The sequence below is a fragment of the Micromonospora sp. CA-248260 genome (assembly GCF_050942205.1).
GTDB lineage: Bacteria > Actinomycetota > Actinomycetes > Mycobacteriales > Micromonosporaceae > Micromonospora > Micromonospora antibiotica.
Genome location: NZ_CP192021.1, coordinates 2,228,340 through 2,255,122, shown reverse-complemented (window position 1 = coordinate 2,255,122; position 26,783 = coordinate 2,228,340). Strand labels below are relative to the sequence as shown.

General features: G+C 71.7%; 21 protein-coding genes. 8 read left to right on the top strand and 13 right to left on the bottom strand.

All coding sequences use genetic code 11. From position 1 onward, the window contains the following. The first annotated feature begins 185 nt into the window (after positions 1–185). From ACQP2H_RS09830 to ACQP2H_RS09820, 3 genes are read left to right on the top strand one after another with little or no spacing between them, the layout of a single operon-like run. Positions 186–1,163: a polysaccharide biosynthesis protein gene (locus ACQP2H_RS09830; protein WP_433232241.1), complete on the top strand. Its 978-nt coding sequence runs from the start codon at positions 186–188 to the stop codon at positions 1,161–1,163. Next, positions 1,160–2,146: a dTDP-4-dehydrorhamnose reductase family protein gene (locus tag ACQP2H_RS09825; RefSeq protein WP_363821078.1), complete on the top strand. Its 987-nt coding sequence runs from the start codon at positions 1,160–1,162 to the stop codon at positions 2,144–2,146. Before ACQP2H_RS09830 ends, ACQP2H_RS09825 begins: the two co-directional genes overlap by 4 nt. A gap of 55 nt (positions 2,147–2,201) precedes the next feature. Beyond that, entirely contained in the window at positions 2,202–3,668 is a 1,467-nt protein-coding gene (locus tag ACQP2H_RS09820) for an O-antigen ligase family protein (protein WP_433232238.1), read from the top strand. 215 nt (positions 3,669–3,883) lie between these two features. On the opposite strand, the gene ACQP2H_RS09815 is transcribed toward ACQP2H_RS09820, so the two are convergent. The 4 genes from ACQP2H_RS09815 to ACQP2H_RS09800 are packed head-to-tail and all read right to left on the bottom strand — an operon-like array spanning position 3,884 to position 8,743. Next, positions 3,884–5,137, bottom strand: coding sequence for a glycosyltransferase family 4 protein (locus ACQP2H_RS09815; protein ID WP_219469341.1), 1,254 nt, complete (start codon positions 5,135–5,137; stop codon positions 3,884–3,886). 5 nt (positions 5,138–5,142) lie between these two features. Next, complete coding sequence (locus tag ACQP2H_RS09810) at positions 5,143–6,345, bottom strand: glycosyltransferase (RefSeq protein WP_219469338.1); 1,203 nt, start codon at positions 6,343–6,345, stop codon at positions 5,143–5,145. Further along, a complete protein-coding gene (locus tag ACQP2H_RS09805) occupies positions 6,330–7,790 on the bottom strand; it encodes a lipopolysaccharide biosynthesis protein (protein WP_219469336.1) in 1,461 nt (486 codons plus the stop codon). The genes ACQP2H_RS09810 and ACQP2H_RS09805 overlap by 16 nt, the downstream gene beginning before the upstream one ends. Continuing rightward, on the bottom strand, positions 7,787–8,743 hold the full coding sequence (locus tag ACQP2H_RS09800) for an NAD-dependent epimerase/dehydratase family protein (RefSeq protein WP_219469331.1): 957 nt from the start codon (positions 8,741–8,743) through the stop codon (positions 7,787–7,789). Before ACQP2H_RS09800 ends, ACQP2H_RS09805 begins: the two co-directional genes overlap by 4 nt. 237 nt (positions 8,744–8,980) lie before the next feature. On the opposite strand from ACQP2H_RS09800, the gene ACQP2H_RS09795 reads away from it, so the two are divergent. Beyond that, positions 8,981–11,011, top strand: a complete 2,031-nt coding sequence (locus ACQP2H_RS09795; RefSeq protein WP_357536013.1) for a hypothetical protein — start codon at positions 8,981–8,983, stop codon at positions 11,009–11,011. A 57-nt stretch (positions 11,012–11,068) separates the two neighbouring features. On the opposite strand, the gene ACQP2H_RS09790 is transcribed toward ACQP2H_RS09795, so the two are convergent. After that, a complete protein-coding gene (locus ACQP2H_RS09790) occupies positions 11,069–11,608 on the bottom strand; it encodes an acyltransferase (RefSeq protein ID WP_433232232.1) in 540 nt (179 codons plus the stop codon). A gap of 117 nt (positions 11,609–11,725) precedes the next feature. Next, positions 11,726–12,949, bottom strand: a complete 1,224-nt coding sequence (locus ACQP2H_RS09785; protein ID WP_433232229.1) for a glycosyltransferase family 4 protein — start codon at positions 12,947–12,949, stop codon at positions 11,726–11,728. Positions 12,950–13,173: 224 nt separating this feature from the next. On the opposite strand from ACQP2H_RS09785, the gene ACQP2H_RS09780 reads away from it, so the two are divergent. Then, positions 13,174–13,902, top strand: coding sequence for an acetyltransferase (locus ACQP2H_RS09780; protein WP_357536019.1), 729 nt, complete (start codon positions 13,174–13,176; stop codon positions 13,900–13,902). Here the strand turns inward: ACQP2H_RS09780 and wecB are convergent. Further along, complete coding sequence (gene wecB, locus ACQP2H_RS09775) at positions 13,831–14,955, bottom strand: non-hydrolyzing UDP-N-acetylglucosamine 2-epimerase (RefSeq protein ID WP_433232224.1); 1,125 nt, start codon at positions 14,953–14,955, stop codon at positions 13,831–13,833. The genes ACQP2H_RS09780 and wecB overlap by 72 nt on opposite strands. 64 nt (positions 14,956–15,019) lie before the next feature. After that, positions 15,020–16,261, bottom strand: a complete 1,242-nt coding sequence (locus tag ACQP2H_RS09770; RefSeq protein WP_357536023.1) for a glycosyltransferase — start codon at positions 16,259–16,261, stop codon at positions 15,020–15,022. 180 nt (positions 16,262–16,441) lie between these two features. Here ACQP2H_RS09770 and gmd point away from each other — a divergent pair, with 180 nt between their 5' ends. Genes gmd through ACQP2H_RS09755 form a run of 3 tightly spaced genes read left to right on the top strand, consistent with a single transcriptional unit; the run spans position 16,442 to position 19,775 of the window. Beyond that, entirely contained in the window at positions 16,442–17,455 is a 1,014-nt protein-coding gene (gmd, locus tag ACQP2H_RS09765; RefSeq protein ID WP_357536025.1) for a GDP-mannose 4,6-dehydratase, read from the top strand. After that, positions 17,452–18,654, top strand: a complete 1,203-nt coding sequence (locus ACQP2H_RS09760) for a glycosyltransferase (RefSeq protein ID WP_357536027.1) — start codon at positions 17,452–17,454, stop codon at positions 18,652–18,654. The genes gmd and ACQP2H_RS09760 overlap by 4 nt, the downstream gene beginning before the upstream one ends. A 2-nt stretch (positions 18,655–18,656) precedes the next feature. Continuing rightward, positions 18,657–19,775: a DegT/DnrJ/EryC1/StrS family aminotransferase gene (locus ACQP2H_RS09755; RefSeq protein ID WP_357536029.1), complete on the top strand. Its 1,119-nt coding sequence runs from the start codon at positions 18,657–18,659 to the stop codon at positions 19,773–19,775. Positions 19,776–19,848: 73 nt separating this feature from the next. Here the strand turns inward: ACQP2H_RS09755 and ACQP2H_RS09750 are convergent, their stop codons facing one another. The 5 genes from ACQP2H_RS09750 to glgC form a co-directional block, all read right to left on the bottom strand. After that, positions 19,849–21,123 carry a hypothetical protein gene (locus tag ACQP2H_RS09750; RefSeq protein ID WP_433232219.1) on the bottom strand — a complete coding sequence of 425 codons (1,275 nt, stop codon included), beginning with the start codon at positions 21,121–21,123 and terminating at the stop codon, positions 19,849–19,851. Beyond that, positions 21,120–22,340 (bottom strand): hypothetical protein, encoded by a 1,221-nt coding sequence (locus ACQP2H_RS09745; RefSeq protein WP_433232216.1) that lies wholly within the window; start codon positions 22,338–22,340, stop codon positions 21,120–21,122. Before ACQP2H_RS09745 ends, ACQP2H_RS09750 begins: the two co-directional genes overlap by 4 nt. A 23-nt stretch (positions 22,341–22,363) precedes the next feature. Further along, positions 22,364–23,641, bottom strand: coding sequence for a hypothetical protein (locus tag ACQP2H_RS09740; protein WP_433232213.1), 1,278 nt, complete (start codon positions 23,639–23,641; stop codon positions 22,364–22,366). Between the two features lie 150 nt (positions 23,642–23,791). Further along, positions 23,792–25,429, bottom strand: a complete 1,638-nt coding sequence (gene pgm / locus ACQP2H_RS09735; protein WP_357536037.1) for a phosphoglucomutase (alpha-D-glucose-1,6-bisphosphate-dependent) — start codon at positions 25,427–25,429, stop codon at positions 23,792–23,794. Between the two features lie 68 nt (positions 25,430–25,497). After that, complete coding sequence (glgC, locus tag ACQP2H_RS09730) at positions 25,498–26,730, bottom strand: glucose-1-phosphate adenylyltransferase (RefSeq protein ID WP_363821109.1); 1,233 nt, start codon at positions 26,728–26,730, stop codon at positions 25,498–25,500. Positions 26,731–26,783: the final 53 nt, after the last annotated feature.

Sequence of the window (26,783 nt, the reverse complement as noted above, 5' to 3'; positions counted from 1 at the left end):
CATGATTGTTCCTCCCTTTACCGGAAGCCCGCCCGGTCTCGTTATTGCAACAGTATGGTCACCTTTGACGAGATCGCGATTCCCGAGGATGGTCCGCCGGGAAACAGGCAGGAGGAGATATGCTTCCCTCGCTTTCGGACAGGCGTTTCCTGATCACCGGGGGCACGGGGTCGTTCGGCCAGACAATGGTCTCCCGACTGCTCGACGCCGGCGCCGCCGAGGTGCGGGTGCTCAGCCGGGACGAGTCGAAACAGGACGCGATGCGGCACCGCCTCGGCAACGACCGGGTGCGCTACTACGTCGGCGACGTCCGCGACTACGACAGTGTGCTCAAGGCCGCCCGGGGGATGGAGTTCGTCTTCCACGCCGCAGCTCTCAAGCAGGTGCCCTCCTGCGAGTTCTTCCCCCTCGAGGCGGTCCGCACCAACGTGCTCGGCAGCGCCAACGTGGTGGACGCCTGTGAGCGGGTCGGTGTGGAGACACTGGTCCTGTTGAGCACCGACAAGGCCGTCTATCCGGTCAACGCGATGGGCATGACCAAGGCGCTGATGGAGAAGGTCGCCCAGGCCCACTCCCGCAACAACGCGGCGGCCCGGACCCGGGTCTGCTGCGTGCGGTACGGCAATGTCATGTACTCGCGCGGATCGGTGATTCCACTGTTCATCGACCAGATCCTGCGCGGCGGCCTGCCGACGGTCACCGACCCGACGATGACCCGTTTCCTGATGTCGTTGCCCGAGTCGGTCGATCTGGTGGAGCACGCGTTCACCTTCGGCCAGCCGGGGGACGTCTTCATCCGCAAGGCCGACGCCTGCACCATCGGCGACCTCGCCACCGCCCTGTGCAACCTGTTCGGGGTGCCGGCGAAGTTCACCGTGCTCGGCATCCGGCACGGGGAGAAGCTCTACGAGACCCTGGCCAGCCGGGAGGAACTCGCGTTCGCCGAGGACCTCGGCGACTTCCTCCGGGTGCCGGTGGACAGCCGCGACCTCAACTACTCCCTCTATTTCGAGGAGGGTGACGTCGAGCACGGTGGCCTGGCCGACTTCCACTCGCACAACGCCCGCCGGCTGTCCGTACCGGAGATCGAGTCGTTGTTGATGACGTTGCCCGAGGTGCGCGCGCAGGTGCAGGCCCACGCAGCGGCCGTGGTGACGACATGAGCGCGGCCGCCGACACCGGTCGGCCCGACCGGGTGCCCCGGCGGCGCAGCGACCACCAGGCCGACCGCCCGGCCCGTCGGGTCCTCGTCGTCGGCGTCACCGGCATGCTCGGCCACGCCGTGCTGCGCGAACTCGCCGACGACCCGGATCTCGACGTCCACGGCCTCGCCCGCACCATCGACGACCGGGCGGGGTGGTTCCCCGCGCACCTGCTCGCGCGCATCGTCGCGGCCGTGGACGTGACCCGGTTCGACGACGTCCGGCGGCTCGTGGACGAGCTGCGACCGGACGTCGTCGTCAACTGCGTCGGCGTCATCAAGCAGCGACCGGACGTGCAGGACGCGGTGCCCACGGTCACCCTCAACGCTCTCCTGCCCCACCTGCTGGCCGACGCCTGCGCGCAGGTCGGCAGCCGGCTCGTGCACGTCAGCACCGACTGCGTCTTCTCCGGCCGCCGGGGCGGCTACCGTGAGGACGACCTGCCCGACCCGCCCGACCTCTACGGCCGGTCCAAACTGCTGGGCGAGGCGTCGGGAGCGTCGGCCCTCACCCTGCGTACCTCGATCGTCGGGCACGAGCTGGGCACGAACCGTTCCCTGGTCGACTGGTTCCTCTCCCGACGCAGCCAGGTACACGGTTTCACCCGGGCCATCTACAGCGGGGTGACGACCGTGGAGTTCGCCCGGCTGCTGCGCACCGTGGTCCTGCCCCGGGCGGAGCTGACCGGCCTCTACCACGTCGCCGCCGCACCGATCGCCAAGTACGACCTGCTCCGCCTGGTCGCCGAGGTGTACGGATGGCCCGGCGAACTGGTGCCGGACGACGAGTTCGTCTGCGACCGGTCGATGTGCGCGGACGCCCTCGCCCAGGTCACCGGCTACCGTCCGCCGAGCTGGCCGGACATGATCGCGGCGATGCACGCCGCCCGGTCCCGCTGGGCGCTCGACCGGGCCCGGCCGGGCCTGGCGGGCGTCCCACGCTGACGGACCAAACGACCACCGCCGGCACCGCCGGCCTGCTGGAGTCAAAGGACATCACGTGGGGAACCGAGTCGGTCAACTGTGCCTGATCGTCGGGGCGTTCGTCGTCGCGGTGGTCACCACCGTCGCCAGCGTCAACGTCCCGATGGTGGCGGTCGGGGCGGTGGCTCTGCTGCTGCTCGCGCTGTTCGCCCTCGCGCGGCAGATGGACGGCTGGCGGTGGCTGCTGGGCCTGACCATGGTGCTCCTGGTCTGCGCCTCGTCCAAGCTGCCGTCCCTGGTGGAGGCCAGCTTCTATCCCCGGTACGCGGCGGTCGCCGCCCTGATCGTCTGGGCGCTGCGCACCCCGGGACGCACGGTGGCCCGGCTCGATCGGTGGACCCGCCTGCTCATCGGCGCGCTCTGGGCGATGGCGGGACTCGCCACGCTGAGCTTCACCTGGTCGGTGGTGCCGCTGGAGACTCTCCAACGCGGCGTGGCGCTGCTCTTGCTGGCCGCGCTGGTGCACGTCCTGATCCGCTGCCGGTGGGCGGACCGGGCGGTCATGCTGGCCGACCTGCGCGTGGTCTACCTGGTCCTCAGCGGTTCCGCCCTGCTCAGCCTCGGCCTCGGGCTCGCCGACGGCACCCTCGTCGCCGCGCTGTCGCAGACCGACCGCTTCGAGGGCCTCTACAACAACCCCAACATGCTCAGCATCGTCTGTGCCCTGACCACCCCGCTGGGCTGGGCGGTCTACCGGGCGTCCCGGCGACGGGCGGAACTGCTCGGCATGGTGCCGGCCGTCGCCTGTCTGCTGCTCTCCCAGTCCCGCACCGGGCTGATCGCCGTGCTCGTCGGCGCCCTCTGGGTCGTGCTGCGGCACGGGCTGGGCCGGATGGTCCGCATCGCCGCCGGGCTGGCCGCCGGGCTGTTGGTGGCGTACCTGTTCAACCTGCTGCCGATCCTGTTCGCCGGCCCCTGGATGCGGCAGCTCGTGCTGCGCTTCACCGACCCCACCGGCGGCGACCTGTCCAACGGCCGCACCGAGATGTGGCAGGCGACTGTCGACCTGTGGTGGCAGAACCGCCCCACCCTGGGCTTCGGGTACGCGTCCCGCAACCACCTGTTCGCCCTCGCCAGCCTCGACGAGTCCTTCGGGACCGGGGTGAGCGTGGTGCACAACAGCTACCTGCAACTGCTGCTGGAGCTGGGGCTCGCCGCCGTGGCGCCGCTGGCGCTGCTGCTGCTGGCCGTCGGGCGGGTCGCGCTGCGGGCACCGGTGCGCCGGGCCGACTCGGGTCTGGTCTGGCTCGTCGTCACCGGGGTGCTGATCCAGATCACCGAGTCGGCCATCTTCGGCACCGGGCAGACCTACCCGTACGTGTTCTGGCTGGTGGCCGCCGGTGTGCTGCGGCACCTGCCCGACCGCCGGGCCGACGCGGACGACGGCGTCGAGCCCTCCCCCGCGCCGGCACACCCGCACCAGGTCAACGCCCCGGTGGACGCCGTGCCGCGCCGGCCGGTGCCGGTGCCGGTGCTGCGCTGACGTCGACCTGACGGCGCTGCCCCGAGCTCACCTCACCCGACGGCGCTGCGCTGAGCTCACCTCACCCGACGGTGCTGCACTGAGCTCACCCGACGGCGCTGCGCAACGATCACCCGACGGCGGAGAAACTGAGACCCGGCTTCGGTACCGGGCCTGGGATCGCACGACGGTGGGCGTCCGGTCGGGACGCCCACCGCCTCGTCGGAACGCCCGGGTCAGCTCCGGTCGTCGGCCGCCAGGAAGGCGCTGACCCGGTCCCGCCAGGCCCGGTGGTCGAACGACTCACGGGCCCTCGACCGGGCGGCCCGGCTCATCGCCGTCCAGTCGTCGTCGGTCAGCCGCAACGCACGCTCGACCGCCCACCGCACGTCGTCCGGCCCGTTGCCGGCGAGCACCAGCCCCTCGACACCGTCGTGCACGTAGGTGGCCAGGTCGCTGGTGTGGTTGAGCAGCACCGGGCAGCCGGCGGCGAGACTCTCCGGCACCTTGGACGGGAAGCCGTTGGCGGCGTATCCCCCGGTGGGGCGGACCAGCATCGAGAAGTGCGACTCCGCGAGCAGCGTCAGCACGGTGGCGCGGGGCACCCGACCCAGGAACCGCACCTCGGCGTGGAGCCCGTCGAGGACCGAGACGTCCAGGTCGGAGTGGGCGGCGGCAGCCTCCCGGGTGACCCCGGCGATGGTGAGGCTGACCCGTCGCTGCTGTTCCGGCGTGAGTCGGCCGATGCCGCGCAGGATCACGTCCAGCATGTCCTTGCGGGCGGGGGTGCCGGCGTAGAGCAGCCGCAGGCCGGTGGAGAGGGCGGGCGGCCGGCCGGTCGGGAAGTCGTCGCAGTCCACCTGCGGCGGCACCACCAGCACCGCCAGCCCGTGCGCCGCGAGGTATCCGGCCAACGTGGTGGACACCGCCGTGGCCCGGCCGACGAGCCGGGTGGCCAGGAACGTCGACCAGCGGTGCCGGACGAAGTACGGGGTCAGCCAGCCGTGCCGGAACTGCCGCCGGTCGTGCCGCTCGCTGGCGTCGACCACGATCGGGCAGCGCAGCACCAGACGCAGCACCGTCCAGTTGCCGAGGGTCATCAACGCCATCGGGAGCAGCACCACGTTCACGTCGCCACGGCGTACCCCCTGCCGGCGGGCGGCCCGCAGCACCCGGACCGGGCGGGCCAGCCGGGCCGGCAGCCGGGTGAGCCGGTGCCGGCCACGCACGCGCAGGGTGACCAGGTCGACGCCGGCCGCCTCGGGTGGTCGGGCCGGGAAGGCCAGCTCGCAGGGCCAGTCGTTGACGACGAGCGTGCGGCTGCCCTCGGGGGCGGCGGACCGGGCGAGTTGCAGCAGGCGGTTCGAGGTGGCGTCCCCGTGCGGAAAGGCGTAGGCGCCGACGAGCAGCGGGCGGGGCTGGTCGGCCCGTGCAGTCGATCCGCCGGCCGGCCGTGGCTCCCGGCCGACGAGCATGCTCTGATCGGTCATCTCTCTCACCGTCCCGAGCCGACCGGGGGTCGGCTGCTCTCTCGTGGCACCCGGTCCCGCCCGGGGTGGGCCGAGGCCCACCGTCGGTAGATCTCCAGGTGGATGCTGGCCGCCGTGTCGATGGCGAAGACGCTGTGCTCGAACCGGTCGGCGGCCACCGCCGGGGCGGTCGACGCGGTGTACGCCGCCGCCCGGCCCACCGCCCGCGCCCACACGTGCGGCGGGGCGTCGACACCGACGATGCTCACCCCGGGTAGCCGGTCGCCGATGAAGCGCACGCCCGGCAGGTCGGCGGCGACCGTGCCCACGCCCACCGCAACGGGTTCCAGCACTCCCCCGGGCAACCCCTCCAGGCAGGACGGGTGGACGACGACGTCGGCCTGCCGCAGCAGCCCGCCGACGTCGTCGCGGGGGCCCAGCAGGTGCACCCGGTCGCCGAGCCCGACGGCGTGCGCCGCCGCCCGGACCCGGTCGTCGTCGGCCGGGTCACCCGGCCCGACGAGCACCGCGTGCGCGGACACGCCCAGTTCCCGCAGCGCGACCAGGATCGGCGGCAACAGCCAGCGGCGTTTCTCGGGCGAGGCCCGGCCCACGGTCACGCAGACCAGGTCGGCCGGCCCCGCGCCGATCAGGGCCCGCAGGTCGTCGGGGCTGGGGCGGCGGAGCCGGTCGAGGTCGAGCCCGTTGAGCACCACCCGGCAGCGGGGGTCGGCACGCCAACCCGGGTGGTAGCCGAACGTCAGCGAACTGGGTGAGACACCCAGGATGTCGGTGGCGCAGCTGCCCAGCAGCCGACCGCAGATCCACCGGTAGACCCGGCGGCGCAGGGTACGCGGCCGGTTGTCGTCCCCCCGGAAGTGCGCGACCCGTCCGGGTACGCCCCGCAGCGCGCCGAGCGCGAGCGGCACCCCGGAGAAGTTGGCGCAGTCCGCGTGCACCACGTCCGGGCGCAGCCTCCCGACCAGGCGCAGGAACCGGGCGGGGAAGCGCAGGTCGAGCGGGATCGCCGTGACGGTGCCGCCGTGCCGGGTGACCATGTCGGCCAGGGGTCCGGGCCCCACCGTGTCGCTGAGGGTCACCAGGTGCAGCTCGGTGCCGGCGGCGGCGAGCCGGGGCAGCAGTTCGGCCGTACGCATCTCGGTGCCGCCGAAGTTCAGCTCACCGACGACCCGCAGCACCCGGACCCGGCCGGTCACGACGGTCCGCACCGGGCGAGGGCCCGCCGGTATCCCACCAGCGCCGCCGGAACCATGGTGAGCAGGTACCCGGCGCAGGCTGCCGCGGGCAGCCCGGCCAGGCCGAACTGTCGCAGTCCCCAGACCTTGAGCCCGGTCGCCAGCACCAGGAACGACGCCCAGCCGACGAACTGCGGCCGGAGCAGCCCGATGCTGTTCTGCACCAGGATCAGCGGGGAGGTGACCGCGACCAGCAGGGACCAGCCGGCCAGCCCGACGAGGACGGGGAGCCGGATCGTCGACCGGTCGACCTGGCCGACCCAGAGTTCGATCAGCCGGTGGCCGTAGCCGACCAGCAGCAGCCCGACTGCCCCGACGATCACGCCGTAGAGCACCATCATGCGACGGGTGTTGCGGCGTACCCAGGCCACCTCGCCGCGCGCCAGGGCGGCGCCGTTGACCGGCCAGACCGTCATGCCCACTAGCCCGACGAAGATCCACAGGACCCCGAACAGCTTTCCGACGACCGCGTAGTGCGCCGCCACCGTCAGCCCCAGGACGTTCGCGACCAGGGGGTTGTCCACGTTGAGCGCGATCGACGACATCGTGGTGAGCGCGAAGAACTGCAGACCCAGCCGGAGCAGGCCGACGACGGTGGCCCGGTGCACGAGCCGGGGTCCCGGCCGGCTGGCGGGGTCGGCGGACCAGAAGTAGGTGACCGTGTTGAGCAGGTTCGTCACCGGCACGGCCAGCACCGCGCCGCCGACGACCACCAGCGGTCCCCAGTCGGCGGCGATGGCGACCAGCACGACGGCCAGGGCGGCCAGGGCCCCGGCCGACTGCCAGGCGTTGCTCTGCACCATCTGGCCGCGGGCGTACTGGATCCGCTGGATCACCGACAGCGGGATGTTGACCGCGAACGCGCCGAAGCAGATCAGCACCATGGTGGTGGTCTGCGCGGCGACGGCCGGGTCGCGGACGGCGAACAGGTCCACCCAGGGGACCACCGGCGTGACCACCGCGAGTGTCGCCAGCAGCAGCACCGCGACCACACCGAGGGTGGCGAAGGCCCCGGAGATCTCCCGGGCCTGTTGCCGGGGGTCGTCGGCCAGCTGACCGAGCCGGGTGAGCAGCCCGTTGCCCAGCCCCAGATCGGCGAACCAGGCCATCCCGGTGAGCGCGGTGATCGCCATCCAGAGGCCGTACCGCTGGTCGCCGAGATACCGGAAGCAGGCGGGCGTGATGACCAGCGGAGCGGCCAGGCCGATCCCCTTGGCCACCATCGCGGTGGCGATGCCCACTGTGACGGCGCGGTCGCGACCGGGCCCCGACGGTGGGCCGGACGTCGCCACCGGGGCGACGACCGCCGTGCCGGTCAGCGCCGCAGCCGGCGTCGGCGCGGGGGCCGGCGTCGGCGCGGGAGCCGGCGGTCCGGCGGCGACCGCCTCGGCGGCGGGCCGGCCCACGGCCCGGGTCACCGGAGGGGGGCGGGGGCGACCCCCAGCCGCGCGGCCAGCCACGCGCCGGTCGCCCGCAACCCCTGCGCCCGGGGGACCGGCGTGACGTCCGGAAACAGTTGCCGCAGGGTGCTGTCGTCCGCCAGCGAGTGGGGGACGTCGCCGGTACGCGGCGGCGCGTGCTCCCGGGCGATCGGCCGTCCGAGCAGCTCCTCCAACTCGTCGAGCACCTGGAGCAGGCTGGCCCGCGCCCCGAAGGCGAGGTTGACCGGATGCGGGTGGTGCACCCGGCGGCGCAGCGCGTCGAGGATGACGTCGCAGACCGTGCCGACGTAGGTGAAGTCACGGGACTGGGTGCCGTCGCCGTGCACCACGACTGGTTCGCCGCGCAGGGCGGCGTGGGTGAACCGGGGAATGACGGCCGCGTACGCGTGGTCGTGCCGCTGCCCGGGGCCGTAGACGTTGAAGAACCGGAAGGCCAGGGTGGGCAGCCCGAACGACGCCTGGTGCGCCAGGGCGTACGCCTCGGTGGCGAGCTTGCTGGCCGCGTAGGGGCTCATCGGGCGGGTCCAGGTCTGCTCCGCCTTGGGCAACGCCGGGTTCATGCCGTACACCGACGAGGAGGAGGCGACGAGCACGTGTCCCACGTCGTGCCGGCGGGCCGCCTCCAGCACCATCAACGTGCCGGTGGCGTTCGCGTGGTGGGAGGCCAGCGGGTCGCGTAGCGAGCGGGGCACGCTGGGCAGGGCGGCCAGGTGGACCACCGCCTCCCGACCCGCCATCGCCGCGTCCAGGGCGGCCGGGTCCAGGATCGACCCCTCGACGAATTCGACGTCCAGCCCGTCGAGGTTGCCCCGGAGCCCGACCGAGAGATCATCGAGGACGCTGACCTCCTTGACAGCCGGCTCGTCCAGGGCGGCGCGGGCCAGGTTGGCGCCGATGAAGCCGGCCCCACCGGTGATCAGAATGCGCATGGACAACCCCCCGGTACACACCTCACCTGTTCGTCGAAGCAGGCATGCAGCACATTACGGCACAGACGGAATCTTCATCACAATTAGGACAAATCTCGGCCGTCGGCCTGCAGCAGCCCGGCCGGGGTCCACCGAACGGCCGGTGGTGCTGTCCGGGAGCCGACCGACACCAACCGCCAGCTGGGCAAACGCGCACAGTGACAGCATCGTCGCAGTTCAACGGTGGAGGTGTGGAGGATGGCCGAGCTGATCGTCTACCGGTCCAACGCCCTGATGTCCGTCAGGTCGCGGATCGACGCCACCCGGGACGTGATCATGCCCGTCAACCTGGCGTACGCGGAGAGCATGGTCGGCATGTGGCACTCCGGCCTGCCCCAGGTGAGCCTGGTGCCCTCGACCGCCACCGACGCCCAGGTGTGGCCGGTCCTGTCCGCCGTCGGCACCCGCATCCACGACACCTCGGACGACAACTGCCCGATCAACACCGGCTGGTCGTACGTCGGCGGCAACCACGGCTACAACGTCGGCAACCAGATCGCGGTGGCCAACCACGGCAAGACGACCGCCGACGTGGGTTCGCAGTGGAGCGACGGGACCCGCATCTTCACCCTGCTGGCGGTGACCAACGCCAACAGCCTGCTGTTCGGCAACCCGTACACGATCGTGGACGGCATCGCCCAGGGCGCGCGGGTGAAACCGGCCGCACCGCTCACCCACGTCTCGGGGGCGACCAACCGGACCACCGTGCCGATCACCGGCCTCACCCCCGACGTGCAGATCCGCCCGGCCACCCACTCCCACACAGTGGCCGTCGAACTCGACGGCCGGCCGGTGCCCGACGGTCGGTCCACGGGCCAGGAGCTGGTGATCCGGGAGTCGTACGTCATCCCCTCCTACCAGGGGATGATCGACACGGCACGGGCGAACATCGGCACCCCGATCGCCACGATCATGCCGAGGATCCCGTCCCTGTGCCGGATCTCGAACGAATACCGCTGGTCGCCCGGTGGCAGCCTGATCGTCGCGCAGACGGTCACCGCCCTGAGCCGGTTCACCCTCAACGCGGGGGTCACCCAGTGCGGGCCGTTGACCCCGGTGGCCGGCGGCACCCGTCGGCAGTTCATGCCGAACGTGGGGGTGGCCGGCGGCCTGAACTGGTCCGTCTGGGCGAACATCGACACCCTGACGGCGCTCACCGACTTCACCCCGGCGACGCTGCGGAACCGGCTGATGCCGGCGAGCAGCATGACCCAGTGGGTGGTCAGCGGCGGGGGCGTCCAACAGTGGGGCATCGCCGTCGGGCTGCTGCCGGTCGCGGACGGGAAGCCCGAGATCCGGGTCCGTTACACCACGGCCAAGGGCTGGTTCATCAGCTCCAGCCTCAAGAAGAACTACCCGCAACTGGTCTGGGGCCGCACCCTGGCCGCCGGTGAGTCGGTGACCGGCACCGCCTACCGCCGCTACCTGGCGCCCCCGTCGACCGCCACCGAGATCGTGGTGTCCGCCGACGGCGCGGATTTCGTGGTGATCGAACGGGTCGGCACCGTGGCGCAGGCCGAGATGACGGCGCCGCAACTGTTCCACCGGCTGCTGGTCCCGGTCGGCCCGACGAACCTCGACGTGCCGGACCGGGTCACCGTCGACGGCATCCCGTACACCGTGCCGGTCTCCCCCGGGTACGGGACGTGGCGCGCGGAACCCGACCAGGTCGCATCGGGACCGCTACCGGGGGCGACCGGACCCCGGGGCAGTTACTTCCTCGTCCGGTCCGGCCCGACGCTGAGCCGCACCTGCACCGGCACCTACCAGCGGCTCCTGCTGCACCCGGTCTTCCTGGCCGAACCGACCCCGGTCGACCGGGTCTGTGTGGAGGTCACCGTGGCCGGCACCGGCGTCCTGCGGCACGGCGTGTACGCCCACGATCCGTCCACCGGGCGTCCCGCCGTCCTCGGCCCGATCGCCGACTTCGGCACCGTCGCCGTCACCTCGGTCGGGGTGCGGGAGTCCGTGCTGGTCGCTCCCGTGGTGCTGCCCGCCGGTTGGCACTGGTACGCGCACGTCTGGCAGGCCAGCGGCACCACGCCGCCCGCCGTACGGGTCAGTGGCGTCGGCGCCGCCACCACGCTGAACCTCGGTGCCGGCGCGGCGGCGATGACCGGGGACCGGTTCGGCTACGAGGTGACCGGGGTGACCGGTGCGCTGGGCGCGATCACGATCATCGGAGTCCACCAGTTCCCGCCGCCGCAGGTGGCGTACAGGCGGGCCTGACCCGGTGGCCCGTGCCCCGGCGGGGCCGCACCGGCGGGCGTCGTGTCCCGGTGGACGTCAGCCGGTCGTGACGCCGTAGATCCGCTTCATCGCCGCGTGTTTGGCCGGGACCGGCAGGTGGCCGATGCCCAGCGACTTGGCCCGCAGCCGTTCGAGGTACTCGTCGGTGGTACGCACCGGCCGCGCCGGCACCCCGGCCGCCACCGTGTTGTCCGGGATGTCCCGGGTGACGATCGAACCGGCCCCGATGACGCACCGGCTTCCGATGGTGACGCCGGCCAGGATCATCGCCCGCATGCCGATGTAGACGTCGTCGCCGATGGTGATCGGCGCGGTCCAGTCGAGGTCGGGATGGTCCTTGCGCAGGATCAACGTGCCACCGTCGTGGGTGATGAACTGCACCTCGGAGGTGATGTAGACGTTGTCGCCGATGGTGATCAGCCACGGCTCCGAGCCGAACATCGCCCGGTTGACCCCGTAGAACCTGACCCGACCGGTCAGGTTGACCCCCAGGGACCGGACGAACGCCTCGGGGTCACGGGACGCGGCCAGATGGTCCCGCACCCGCCGGGCCATCGTACGAACACGACTGGGCACTTACTGTCCTCGATCGCAGGGGACGGCTACGGACCACCGGACCGGGCAGGCGGGCCCGGTCACTGGGGAAACGAGTCGGGTCCGGCCAGGGTGACGCCGGTTCCGCCCCGGACGGGATCAGCGGCAGAACTGGCGGGCGTGCGCCAGCACGTTCGGTTCCCGGTGGCGTTGCCGCCAGTGCCGGTACCGCCGTCCGGCGGTGCCCTTCGCCTCGGCCCGCTCCTCGGGCGACCGAGCGGCGAGCAGGTCGAGAGCCCGGCTGAGGCCGGCCGCCGTCGCCGGCCGCACCACCAGCCCGCCGGTGTCGGCGATCAGCTCACTGAACGGCGTGTTGTCCGAACAGACGACCGGGCAGCCGGAGGCCAGGCTCTCCAGGATCACGTGACCGAAGTTCTCGCCGAGGGTGGGGAAGAGGAAGGCGTCGTACCGGCTGAACGTCGGCATGACGTCCGCCGCCGCGAGTTCGCCGAGGTAGCGGACCCGGACGTGGCCCGGCATGGCCGTGATGATCCGCTGGCATCGCGACCAGTAGTGCGGGTCCTCCGGCGGCCCGAAGATGTCGAACTCCATCGGCCGGGTCGTGCCGGCCACCGCCTCCAGGGCCGTGGACAGGTTCTTCATCGGCGAGATCCGGCCGACGAAGACCAACCGCAGCGGCCCGTCGTGCGCGCGGGCCGGCGGCGCCGGGTGCGCCGGGATCGGGCTCTCGTTGCCGTTCACCATCACCTGCGCCCACGGCATGTTCGCCCGGATCTGCTTCTCCTCCAGACCGCTGCACGCCTGCCAGCGCACCCGCAACCGGCGCAGCAGCGGTGCCCACACCGCCAGGAAGAGCCGCTTCTTGGCGGCCCTGATCGCCAGGGCACCGGGCGACAGCTCACCGCGCGGGGCGACCAGGATGGCCCCGACAGGCACCAGGCGCAGCGCCGCCACCAGGATCGACACCACCGAGAACAGCGACCAGATGCTGTTGACATAGAGCAGGTCGATCGGGCGGGAGCGGACGTGCCGGATCAGCCGGACCCAGTGCCGCGGCGCCCACGGGTCCAGGTAGAACACGGCGGAGCGGTCGTCGCGCCGCAGCAACCGTCCGGACAGCCCGGGGTAGGGTGCAGGCGAGTGGAGATCCCGGTCCCGGGTGACCAGGGTGACGTCGAGATCCCCCGGCAGGGTGTCCAGGATGAACCGCAGGGAACGGATCGGACCACCACCACGGAAGCCCGGCTCGAACACACCTGCGGTGGCGACCACCCGGTAGTTGCCCGCGGTGTCGGCGGACCGGACCGCCCGCTTCGCCGCCGCCGCAGCGTCGTCGGGGGGACGGGTTCTCGTCAGCTTCACCATCGCCCACCTTCACAGTGCCGTCCGCAGATCGGCACTCCACCTGAGTATCGGAACGCAATGACAGCGAGGAGGGTGTCGGAGCCCGCCGGGCGCGGCCTGTGCCGTGCGCTCGCGGCCACGGACACCGGCCCCCACCGCTGCCTGACCGGCGCCATCGGTGCCGCGAGGGGGTCCAGATGACGGGGAGCGACCCGCGTTCTCCGTGGCCGAGGGAGCAACGGATGACTACCGACGTGGTAATCGTAGGTGTGGGCGGGATGGGCCGTGAGCTGTACGGCGTTATTCGATTGCTGAACGCCCGGCCGGTCGACGGGATCAGCTGGCGGGTGCTCGGCTTCGTCGACGACCACCCCACCGAGCCCAATGTGGAACTCGTGCGTCGGCTCGGTGTTCCGTTCCTCGGGCCGACCCGCTGGCTGGCCGGGCAGCCGTCCACCACCCGGGTGGCACTGGGCGTGGGACACCCGCAGTTGCGCCGCGAGACCGACCAGGTCCTTGCCCGGTACGGCCTGCCCGCCGCCACCGTGGTACATCCGGCTGCCGAGATCGGCCCGGACTGCGTCTTCCAGGAGGGCCTGTTCGCCGCCGGCGGAGCCCGGGTGACGACGAACGTGGTGCTGGGCCGCCATGTACACCTCAATCAGAACTGCACCGTGGGCCATGACGCCGTCCTGGGTGACCATGTCTCGGTCAACCCGCTCGCGGCGGTCTCCGGCTACTGCCGACTGGGCGACGGCGTCATGGTGGGCACCACCGCCGCCGTCCTGCCGAGGCTGACGGTCGGCCGGGACGCCGTCGTGGGGGCGGGCGCCTGTGTGACCCGGGACGTCCCGGCGGGCACGGTGGTCACGGGCGTGCCGGCCCGGCCGGTGGGTCGGTCAGCGGCGGATGCCCGCCCAGTCGTGATGCCGGCGCACGGTCGAGAGGATGAAGTCGACCACCCGGCGTGACGTGTCCGGGACCTGGTAGTCGAGCGGGCAGGCGACCGGGCCGGCCGCTACCTGGGCCACCACCACCCGCACGCCCTCCACCACCCCGGCCGGGTCCAGACCCGTCATCACGATCGCCCCGGAGTCCAGCGCCTCGGGGCGCTCGATGGACTCGCGCAGCGTCACCGCCGCAAACCCGAGAATCGCCGCCTCCTCGCTGACGGTGCCGCTGTCGGACAGTGTGCACCGGGCGTGCCGTTGCAGGGTGACGTAATCGAAGAAGCCGAACGGCTCGTGGAAGGTGATGCCGTCCAGGAGCGTGCCGTCGACGGCGAGCGACTCCAGGCGCTTGCGGGTACGCGGGTGGGTGGAGACCAGCAGCGGCAGTCGCCACTCGTCGCGGACGGCACAGAGGCAGTCCAGCAGCCGGCGGAGCCGGTCCGGATGGTCGACGTTCTCCTCGCGGTGGGCGCTGACGACGAAGTAGCCGCCCGGTTCGAGGGCGAGCTGCGCCAGGATGGTGGACCGCTCGATCTGCGGCCGGTAGTGGTCGAGCACCTCCCGCATGGGTGAGCCGGTGTGCAGGATCCGGCGGGGGTGCAGGCCCTCGGCGAGCAGGTTGCGCCGGGCGTGCTCGGAATAGACGAGGTTGAAGTCGGCGACGTGGTCGACCAGCCGGCGGTTGGTCTCCTCCGGCACGTTGAGGTCGAAGCAGCGGTTGCCCGCCTCCATGTGGTAGACGGGAACCTTCATCCGTCGCGCCATCAACGCCGAGATGGCGCTGTTGGTGTCGCCGAGCACCAGCAGCGCGTCCGGACGCAGCTCACCGATCGTCTGCTCGGTGCCGACCAGCACGGCACCGAGCAGACTGCCGAGCGACCGGGTGTCGGCCCGCAGGAAGCGGTCCGGGGACCGGACACCCAGCTCGGTGAAGAAGATGTCCGACAATGCGGGATCCCAGTTCTGTCCCGTGTGCACCAGGGTGTGCTCCACGGTCCGGTCCAACATGTCGATCACCCGGGCCAGGCGGATGATCTCCGGCCTGGTCCCGACGACGGTCATCACCCGGGTCACTGGACGCCTCCTCGTAGCCGATGGTGGGATTGGGGGCACCGCCCGGCGGGCGGTCGGGTCGGTCTCACGACGACCGGCCCTGTGGGGGCACCCGGCGCACCGGGTCGTTGATCGTCTGCCGTGCCTGGTCGAGAACACTGATCCGCGGCCGGCTCGCCCGCCACCGGCGGTAGGCGGCCCCCGCCGCCGCCCGGGCCGCCTGCCGCTGCGCGGGCGAGGCGGTGGCGAGCTGGGTGACCAGTGCACCCAACGCCGCCGGGGTCAACTCGGTGAGGACCTGCCCGCCACCGTCGCGCAACACGGTCGTCCACGGTGTCCGGTCCGAGCAGATCACCGGGCAGCACGCCGCCAGGCTCTCCGCGATGGCGTTGCCGAAGTTCTCACCCCGGGTCGGCAGGACGAACGCGTCGTACCGGGAGAAGGTCTCGCCGACCTGCTCGGGGCGCAGCTCTCCCCGGTAGCTGACCACGGACGGGTCCGGCAGGGCCGCTCGTAGCTCCACACAGCGCTGCCAGTACTTCGGGTCTTCCAGCGGGCCGTAGATATCGAGCCGCACCCGGGCCCGCACCTGGGCGAGCGCGGCGAGCAGCAGGTCCAGGTTCTTTATCGGGGAGATCCGTCCGATGAAGACCAGTCGTGCGTGGTCGGTCGCCGGCAGTCCGGCCGGCGCGCGACGCGGCTCCGGGCCACTGGCAATCGCGACGACACCGATCCGGGCCCGGGGCAGCGCCCGTCGGATGTCGACGGCCTCCAGCGGCGTGCTGGCGTGCCACAGCACCCTGGGCCCCCGCAGCATCCATCGCCAGCCGGACAGGAACATCCGCTTACGGGCCCGGTGCAGGCCGAGAGCGGCGGCACCGAACTCGCCCCGTGGAGCCACCAGGATGCGGTCCACCCGCAGCAGGCCGAGCCGGGCCGCGACGATGGGCAGGATCGAGAAGGCCGACCAGACGCTGTTCACGTAGAGCAGGTCGAAGCGCACCGGCCGCAGGGAACGCCAGAGCGTCCGCCAGTGCGCCGGGTGCCGGACACCGAGATAGAAGATGCTCGTCCGGCCACGTCGTACCCAGGTGCCGGAGAGCCCGGCGTAGGGATCGCTGGCGCCGAGGTCACGGTCCCGGGTCAGCAGGGTCGTCGAGACGTCGGCGCTGGCCGTGTCGAGCACGTCGGAGATGGAGCGGACCGGGCCTCCGGCCCGCCAGCCGGGGCTGAAGTAGCTCGCCGTGACCAGGACCCGGAACTTCCCCCGGTCGACACTCGCCAACCGTGTTCTGACGTCCGCCGCGGGGGTGGTGTCGCTGGCCATCCTCGCTCCTCGCTCAAGAGATGGAACTGAGTGGGCCAACGAGCGAACGTCCATTCAGTGACCGCGCCTCGCAATTTTATTCAATTCGCCGCCACGGGACGAGGAATAGTGGACGGCCGCCCGGATGGGGGTATAAGGAAGTCGCAGAAACAGTCTCTAGCACAGCACGAGAGGATCTCCATGTCGCGAGTGGCACTCATATCCGGCACCACCGGCCAGGACGGCAGCTACCTGGCGGAGTTCCTACTCGACAAGGGCTACACGGTGCACGGGATAAAAAGAAGATCGTCTTCGTTCAACACCGAGCGGATCGACGGCGTCGATGTGCATCCCCGCAGTGGCGACGCACGCCTTTTCCTCCATTACAGCGACCTGTCCGACCCGGCCTCGTTGACATCGCTGATCCGGGACATCCGGCCTGACGAAATCTACAACCTCGGCGCGCAGAGCCACGTCCGCGTCTCCTTCGACATCCCGGGTTACACCGCGGACGTCACCGGGCTGGGCGCCCTGCGGATGCTGGAGGCGGCGCGGGCGGCCGACATCGGCTGCCGCTTCTACCAGGCGTCCTCCTCGGAGATGTTCGGCTCCAGCCCGCCCCCGCAACGCGAGCAGACCCCGTTCCACCCCCGCAGCCCGTACGCGTGCGCCAAGGTCTACGCCTTCTGGTCGGCGGTCAACTACCGCGAGTCGTGGGACATGTTCTGCGTCAACGGCATCCTGTTCAACCACGAGAGCCCCCGGCGGGGCGAGAACTTCGTCACCCGCAAGATCACTCGCGCGGTGGCCAGGATCGAGGCCGGCATCCAGGACAAGCTCTACCTGGGCAACCTCGACGCGGTCCGGGACTGGGGCTACGCCCCGGAGTACGTCGAGGCGATGTGGCTGGCCCTTCAGCAGGACACCCCACAGGACTACGTGGTGGCCACCGGCGAGGGGCACTCCGTCCGCGAGTTCGTCCAGGCCGCCTTCGACCGGGTCGGTCTGGACTGGCAGCGGTACGTGGAGATCGACCCCGCCTACTTCCGGCCCGCCGAGGTCGACGCGCTCATCGGCGACTACAGCAAGGCCCGGCGGCACCTGGGCTGGGCGCCGAAGACCCTGTTCGGCGACCTGGTACGGGTGATGGTGGACGCCGACCGGCAACTCCTGGAAGACGAGCGGATGGGACGCCTCGTGCGGGTGGACCGATGAGGATCACCGTCGAGGCCACCCCGATCCGCCCCGGACACGCCGCCGGGGTCGAGGCCTTCACCTACGGCCTGTTGACCGGCATGGCCGCCGACACCTCCCACGACCTGCGGGTGAACATCCTGCGGGGCACCCTCGACCAGTGGCGTGACCAGGTGCCCGCCGAACAGGTCGGTTGGACCGAGGTCGCCCAGCCGCTGCGCTCGGACACCCCTCCCGGGCAGCTGTTGCGCCGCTGGACGCCGAGCCGGGTCCGCGACTCCCTCGCCGTCCGCAGGGCGGTCAACGCGGTCCGGCAGCGCTCGGTCCCCCGGCAGCGGGGATCGGACGTCACGCTGTACCCGTTCCACAGCGCCCCGATCGGGCCCGGCCCGTCGGTCGTCGTCGTGCACGACCTCCGACACCTGCATGCCGCCTTCCACGCCCCCGGCTTCGCCGCCGTGGTCCGGGAGAACGTGGCCCGCGCGTCCGCCCTCGTGGTCACCTGGCCCCACCCGTACCGGGAGACCCTGCGGCTGTTTCCCGAGGCAGCGGACCGGACCGCGCTCATCCCGACCCCGACGTTCCAGCCCGCGCCCGCCCGCGCCACCGCGCGGCCGGAACCGGGGCTGCTGGTCTACCCGTCCTCCACCGCGGCCCACAAGAACCACGCGACGCTGCTGGAGGCGATGGCGTCGCTCCCGCAGTGCCGGCTGGTCTGTCCCGGCCCGCTGGTCGAGCCCGAGGCCAGTCGCCTGCTCGCCCGCGCCGCGCTGCCCGACCTGCGGGGCCGGGTGTCCTTCCCCGGGTTCGTCACCCTCGACGAGCTGAACGCCCTCTACGCCCGGGCCGACGCCGTGGTGATCCCGTCGCTCTGGGAGGCGGCGAGCGGTGCGATGCTGGAGGCGTTCAGCTGGGGACTACCCGTCGCCTGCGCCGACGCCGAGCCGCTGCTGGCACAGCTGGAGTTCACCGGCGCCGAGGCGACGGTCTTCCGGGCCACGGAGCCGGCGTCCCTGGCCGAGGCGGTCCAGCGGCTGCTGGCCGACCGGGCGCACTACGCCACCGCCGCCCGGCACGCCAACGGCCGGTTGGCCCCCCGCACCTGGGCGGCGACCGGTGGCGACTACCTCGACGTGCTGCGCTGGGCGGCGCAGGGACGACCGGGGCCGATACCGAGATCCGCGTTCGCCGCCGAACTCAGCGGGGAGGGAGCATCGTGAGCATGACGGACGACCGCTATCCGGTGGCCCGACCGAGCCTGTCCGACCTGGAGGAACGGTACGTGGTCGACGCCCTGCGGAGCGGCTGGGTCTCCTCCCGGGGCCCCTACCTCGACGACTTCGAGGACCGCTTCGCCCGGCGGTGTGCCGCCGGCACGGCGGTGGCCACCGCCAACGGCACGGTCGCCCTGCATCTGGTCCTCGCCGCCGCCGGGATCGGTCCGGGCGACGAGGTCATCGTTCCCGCGCTGACCTACGTGGCGACCGCGAACGCCGTCGCGTACTGCGGGGCGCGCGCCGTCTGTGTGGACGTGCGGCCGCAGAACTGGTGCGTCGACCCCGCCGCGGTCCGGGCCGCGATCGGGCCACGCACCCGGGCGGTCATCGCCGTCGACCTGTACGGCCATCCCGCCGACTACCCCGCCCTGCGCGCGCTGTGCCACCGGCACGGCCTGCTGCTGGTCGCCGACGCCGCGGAGTCCTTCGGGGCCACGGTCGACGGGGAGCCGACCGGTTCCCTGGCCGACGCCACGACCTTCTCGTTCTTCGGCAACAAGGTGATCACCGCCGGCGAGGGCGGCTGCGTCACCACCTCCGACGCCCCGCTGGCCGAGCGGATGCGGCTGCTGCGCAACCAGGGCATGGATCCGCAACGGCGGTACTACTTCCCGGTGCTGGGCTACAACTACCGGATGACCAACCTGGCCGCCGCGCTGCTCTGCGCCCAACTGGAGCGGGCCGACGAGATCATCGCCCGGCGGGACGCGGTGATCGCCGGCTACGAGGCGCAGCTGGCCGACGAGCCGGCGCTGTCGGCGCAGCCGGTGCTCGCCGGCGTCCGCCGCGCGCCGTGGATGGCCGCCTTTCTGGTCGGGCCCGAAGGGGACGCCATCTCCCGGGACGCGGTGGCCCGGGCGCTCGACCGGCTCGGCGTGGAGACCCGGCCCTTCTTCGTGCCGATCCCCGACCTGCCGGCGCACCGTGATCCGGGCGCGCACTGCCCGGTGACCGTCGACCTGAGCAGGCGCGGCATCAACCTGCCCACCTATCCGGAGCTGACCGACGCGGGGGTCAAGGCGGTGGTGGAGCGCGTCCGCGCCGCCCTGTCGACCGTCGCCTGACCGGTCGGCCCGCCCCCTGCGGCCCGCCCGTCGGCCCGCGCCCGGCTCACCCGCCGGGCGGTCCCGCCCCGGCTCACCGGCCGGGCGGGACCGGGTCGAGCCGGCGGTGTGCCGGCGCGCGGTGCGCCGCACGGTGCCGCAGCAGCAGCAGGTAGCTGCTGGCCCAGGCGACCGCGCTGACCAGAGCGAGCACCGCGAGCGCACCGGCCGCGCCGGTGGCCCCGAACAGCACCGCCGCGCCGACGACAACGGGCACCCGCAATCCGCCCAGCAGGATGCCGAGCAGAATCGCCCGCCGGTTCGCCTGCTCCACCCGCAGCCCGGCGAAGCCGACGGCAGCCGGCACCGCGAACAGGCTCTCCAGCGCCAGCAGCACCAGCAGGCTGCGGGCCAGGTCCCAGTTGCCGCCGAGCAGCGTCCTGCCGACCGCGTCGGGCAGGAGGGCGACCGCAGCCGTCATCGGCAGGATGCCGGCAGCCACGAGCAGCGAGACCCGAACGGCCGCCCGGGTCCGCACCGCCCGGGACTCGGTGCGGCTACGGGCCAGGTACGGCAGGGTCAGCGTGGCGGCGGTGGACAGCACCAGGTTCACCGGCCCCAGCAGCGTCCTTCCGGCGCTCAACGCCCCGACCACCGAGGTGCCCGCGAAGGCGGCCACCGCGCTCAGCGACAACTGCGCCGATCCGGTGGTCAGCAGGAACTGCGTGCCGAACCCCACTGCGACACGGCTCTCCGCCCGACCGATGCACCAGCCGGGCCGCACCACGTAGCCGCGGCGGACCCCGACGACCACGCCGATCAGCCCACCAGCTAAGGCCCAGATGCCGACCACGTACGGCGCGTCGAGCAGCCGGAGCAGGCCGCACAGCGCGGCGCAGCCGGTCACCGCCGCCCAGGCGGTCTCCTGGAACAGCGCCCCCGACGGGGTGCCGACGCCGACGGCGATCGCCTTCGCGTAGTCATAGAGCACCAGACCCGGCAGGGCGAGGCCCACGAACACCAGATAGGGCGAGCCATACGCCGCACCCGCGGCCCCGAGCACGGTGCCGCAGACCGTGCCGAGCAGGGTGACCCGCCGGGCGGCGGAGGTGACGCCCGTCCCCGCCGCCAGGACGGCGTCGGTCACCATGCTGCGGACCAGCCCGGAGCCGAGAACATAGAACGAGAAGGCCAGGGCGAACTCACCCACCCCGCCGATCGACTCCAGCCGGGTGACCGTGATCGCCACCAGCAGGTTGCCGCCGCTGGACAACCCCCCGACGAGCAGGGCGAGCACGGCCCGACCACCGCTGCGGGGGACAACCGGGGCGTCGCTACGACCGACGCGGGAGCGGGCCCGAACGGTCACCGGGCGGCACCCGCCAGCAGCGGCACCCGGTCGTCCCGCCCGACGGGGGCGCGACGGGTCAGCCACAGCAGGAGAAAGACCGGTACCGCCGACATCAGGTGTTGCAGGAAGCCGATGGTGGAGTCGGGATAGGTCCCGGACCAGAGCAGCACATCGGAGAAGACCAGGCAGAACAACGTCAACCGGGCCGGGCCCGGTCGACCCCGCCAGCGCAGCAGCAGCGCCACGAATCCGGCCCAGAAGGCGTGTACGGCCACCACCCCGACAGGGCCGTCGAAGAACCAGATGTTGCCCAGCAACAGGAAGTTGAAGGCCGACGTCGACCCGCCGCCGAGGTACTGGTTGATCTGTTGCCCGGTCGAGATGGGCGGCCGGTCGGGATCCAGCATCCGCGGTACCAGCCCGTACCTGAGGTAGTCGACGCCCTTGGGTTGACCGAGGTCGACGGGGACCTCGACCTTTGCCACGACCGTGAGTTGACTGTCCAGACGGAGCCGGTCGGCGGCGGTGACCTGGGTGTCTACTACGACGCCGTAATCCTCCCGGATGGTGTTGCGCTGCTCGAACATCGCGGGCCAGAGGAGGAGGAGCACCACCGTCCAGAGCAGGAGATGGCGCAGCCGGAGGACGCCGCAGACCGCTCCGGTGGCAGCCACGAAGAACACCAGCCCGACCAGGGGCGCGGAGCGGGCCGTCAGTACGGCGACGTACGACTCCACTCCGACGAGCAGGGCCAGCCAGCAGTACAGCTTCGCCGAGGAGAGCCGGCCGCTGAGGTGGCTGGCCACCAGCAGGGCGAAGCCCAGGGTGCCCCAGCCGGAGAAGAGCGCGCACAGCATCGCGAGCGGTGTGTCGGAGAGGTCACCGGACACCTGCGCGACGATGGTCCCCCGACCGAGAAGGGCCCCGCCGATGTTCGCCGCGATGCCGGTCAGGGTCACCAGCCGGGCCACGGGATAGATCCGGGGATAGCAGGCGGTCGCCTGGCGCATCCCCTGCCGCCAGCGTGGATCGGGATGCCCGAAGAGCAGGCCGAACGTCTCCACGGAGATGCTGCCCAGCAATGCCAGGCCCACCAGGTACACGATGAAACCGGTCTGCGGGTTGTCGTTGAGCACCGCCGACGGAACGATGAACACCGCGTACGGGGCGAGCACCAGGAAGCTGACCGGATAGCACCGGAGCAGAACGCCGACCAACTCCCGGTGACGTTTCACCCGGACACCACCCCCAGGGCGGGTCATGCGGGCGCCCGGCCGGGGAAGCTGCGGGCCAACCACAACAGAAAGAAGACCGTCATCGCCGACACCGCGTGTTGCAGGAACCCGATCATCGAGTCGGGGTAGGTGCCGGACCACAGCAACGCGTCGGAGAACACCAGGCAGACCAGGCTCAACCGGGCCGGGCCGGGCCGGCCCCGCCAGCGCAGCAGCAGCGCCACGAACCCGGCCCAGAAGGCGTGCACGGCCACCACCCCGTCGGGACCGTCGAAGAACCACATGTTGCCCAGCAACAGGAAGTTGGAGGCCGACGTCCGGCTACCGCCGAGGTACCGGTTGATCCGTTGCCCGGTCGTCAGAGCCGGCCGGTCGGGGTCCAGAAGCCGCGGCACCAGACCGTACCTGAGGTAGTCGACGCCCTCGGGCTGGCCGAGGTCGACGGGGACCTCCGTGGCGGCGACGACCGTCAGTTGCCGGTCCAGGCGCATCCGGTCCGTCGCGGTGACCGCGTCGTCCACCGCGACGCCCTGGTCCTCCCGTAGCCCGTTGCGGTAGTCGAACATGGCCGGCCACAGCAGCACCAGCATCAGCGTGCCGACTATCAGGTACCGCAACCGGAACACGCCGCAGATCACCCCGGCGGTGACCGCGAAGAAGACGAAGGCGATCAGGGGCGCCGTGAGGGCGGTCAGCACGGTGACGACGGCCTTGGTGGCGACGAGCGCGCCCAGCCAGCCGTACAGCTTCACCTTGGACAGGTAGCCGCCGAGGTGACTGGCGACCAGCAGCGCGAACCCGAGCGCCGCCCAACCGGAGAACAACTTGGTCAGCGCCACCATCGGCGTGTCGGACACCTCCTCGGAGATCTGCGCGACGAGGTTCCCCTCCCCGAGGTGCGCTCCCAGTAGTTCGGCCGCGATGCTGACCAGCACGACCAGGCGGGCCACCGGATAGATCCCCGGGTACCGGGCGGTCGCCTGGCGCATGCCGCGCCGCCACTGCGGATCGGGCCGTCCGAGGAGCAGACAGAACGTCTCCACGGAGACACTGCCCAGCAATGCCAGGCCCACCAGGAACACGATGAAACCGGTACGCGGGTTGTCATTGACCACCGCCATCGGCAAGATCAACAGCGCGTACGGGGCGAGCACCAGGAAGCTCACGGGATAGCAGCGCAGCAGCCGACCGACCAGTTCCCGATGGCGTCCCGACGACGCTGCACGGGCCGGACGGGCTGCCCGGGAGTAGCCGACATCGATTGCGGAGCCAGGGTCGGAGACCGCCCTGGACCAGGTCATCGTCCGCCCCTCCCCGTTTTCGGTCGCCGCATGCGCAACGAGCGAGGCGAGGTCCACGAAACGCTCCGGAGGGGAAACTCCGGGCATCGGGGGCCGCACGGCGTGCGCCCCGTCCGGTGGCCGGACGGGGCGCGCGGGTGCCGGTCGGCACTACCCCAGCACGGTGTCGACCAGGGTCTTCGCCTCCTGTTGGAGCTGGGCCAGGTGCTCGGGCCCCTGGAACGACTCGGCGTAGATCTTGTAGACGTCCTCGGTGCCCGACGGCCGGGCCGCGAACCAGCCCGACTCGGTGGTCACCTTCAGCCCGCCGATGGACGCGCCGTTGCCCGGAGCGCTGGTCAGGATGCCGGTGATCGGCTCGCCGGCCAGCTCGGTGGCGGTGACCTGCTCCGGGGAGAGCCGGCCCAGCACCGCCTTCTGCTCCCGGCTGGCCGGAGCGTCGATCCGGGCGTACGCGGGTGCGCCGAAGCGTTCGGTCAGTGCGGCGTAGTGCTCGCTCGGGGTCCGGCCGGTGGTGGCGATGATCTCGGCGGCGAGCAGGCAGAGCAGGATGCCGTCCTTGTCGGTGGTCCAGGTGCTGCCGTCGCGGCGCAGGAACGACGCCCCGGCGCTCTCCTCGCCGCCGAAGCCGACCGTGCCGTCGAGCAGCCCGGAGACGAACCACTTGAAGCCGACCGGCACCTCCAGCAGCGGTCGGCCCAGGTCGGCGGCGATCCGGTCGATCATCGAGGAGGAGACCAGGGTCTTGCCGACGGCCGCCGCCGGCCCCCACTGCGACCGGGTCCGGAACAGGTGGCCGATCGCCACCGCCAGGTAGTGGTTGGGGTTGAGCAGGCCCCCGTCGGGGGTGACGATGCCGTGCCGGTCGGCGTCGGCGTCGTTGCCGGTGGAGACCTGGAACCGGTCCCGGGCGGCGATCAGCGACGCCATCGCGTTGGGCGACGAGCAGTCCATCCGGATCTTGCCGTCGCCGTCGAGGGTCATGAACCGCCAGGTCGGGTCGACCAACGGGTTGATCACGGTGAGGTCGAGGCGGTGCCGCTGCGCGATCTCACCCCAGTAGGCGACGCTGGCCCCGCCGAGCGGGTCGGCACCGATCCGCACCCCGGCGTCGCGGATCGCGTCGATGTCGAGCACCGACGGCAGGTCGTCGACGTAGCCGGCGAGGAAGTCGTACGTGCCGGTGGTGTCGGCGGCGCGCGCCCGCGCGTACGGGATGCGCCTGACCTCCTTGAGCCCGGTGGCCAGGATGGCGTTGGCCCGGTCCTGGATCCACCTCGTGACGTCGGTGTCGGCGGGCCCGCCGTTGGTCGGGTTGTACTTGAAGCCGCCGTCGTCGGGCGGGTTGTGCGACGGGGTGATCACGATGCCGTCGGCGAGCCCGTCGGTGCGGCCCCGGTTGTGGGTGAGCACTGCGTGCGACAGCGCGGGGGTGGGGGTGTAGCCGTCGCGGCTGTCCCGCAGCACGGTCACCCCGTTGCCGGCGAGCACCTCCAGCGCGTCGGCCTCGGCGGGGGCGGACAGCGCGTGGGTGTCCCGGGCCAGGAAGAGCGGCCCGGTCAGGCCCTGCTCCCGGCGGTAGTCGCACAGCGCCTGGGTGACGGCGAGGATGTGGTCGGAGTTGAAGGCGTTGCGCAGGCTGGACCCCCGGTGGCCGGAGGTGCCGAACGAGACCTGCTGCGCCGGGTCGTCCGGGTCCGGGTGCTCGGCGTAGTAGGCGGTCACCAGCCGGGGCACGTCGACCAGGTCGGCGGGCTCGGCGGGCTGTCCGGCACGGGGGTGGGCCACTGCGGAAACCTCCTTGGGGTACGGGTCGGTGCGCTGTCTTCCCCGGCGTCGGCCGGGTCACACCCGGCTCAGGGCTCGACGCGCTGACCCTTGCCGATGACGACGACGCCGTTGTCGGAGACGGTGTAGCGCTGCCGGTCCTTCTCCAGGTCGACGCCGATCTCGGCGCCCTCGGGCACGAAGACGTTCTTGTCGAGGATGGCGTTGCGGATCACCGCGTGCCGGCCCACCTCGACGCCCTCCATCAGCACCGCGCCGTCGACCTGCGCCCAGGAGTGCACCTTGACCTTGGGCGAGACGACCGAGTTCTCCACCAGCGAGCCGGAGATGACCGCGCCGGGCGAGATCATCGAGCCGACGGCCCGGCCGACCCGCTCGCCCCACTGGTGGACGAACTTCGCCGGCGGGTACGGCGGCTGGTCGGTGTAGATGGGCCAGTCGAAGTTGTAGAGGTTGAACACCGGGTGCACGTTGATCAGATCCATGTGCGCGTCGTAGAACGAGTCGAGCGTCCCCACGTCCCGCCAGTAGCCCCGGTCCCGGTCGGTGCTGCCGGGCACCTCGTTGTCCTTGAAGTCGTAGACGTTCGCCTCGCCCCGCTCGACGAGCATCGGGATGATGCTGCCGCCCATGTCGTGCTTGCTGGTCTTGTCGGCGGCGTCCCGCTCGACGACCTCGCAGAGCGCCCGGGTGGAGAAGACGTAGTTGCCCATCGAGGCGTAGATCTGGTCGGGGGCGTCGGGCAGGCCGACCGCGTCGGTGGGCTTCTCCCGGAACGCCCGGATCCGCTTGCCGTCCTCGCCGACCTCGATCACGCCGAACTGGTCGGCCATCGACAGCGGTTGGCGGATGCCGGCGACGGTGACCGCCGCCCCGGAGGCGATGTGGTCGTCGACCATCTGCCGGGGGTCCATCCGGTAGATGTGGTCGGCGCCGAAGACGATCACGTAGTCCGGCTGCTCGTCGTTGATCAGGTTGAAGCTCTGGTAGATCGCGTCGGCGGAGCCGGCGAACCACCAGGGGCCCCGGCGCTGCTGGGCCGGCACCGGCGTGACGTAGTTGCCGAGCAGGGTCGACATCCGCCACGTCTTGGTGATGTGCCGGTCCAGGGAGTGGGACTTGTACTGGGTCAAAACGACGATCTTGAGAAAGCCGGCGTTCGCCAGATTGGACAGGACGAAATCGACCATGCGGTACATCCCGCCGAACGGGACGGCCGGCTTGGCCCGGTCCGCGGTGAGCGGCATGAGGCGCTTGCCCTCTCCGCCGGCCAGGACGATCGCGAGCACCTTGGCAGCCATGACCAGACGCTATCCATACCGCTGCGACTTCACCACTCGTACGGGCACAGTTC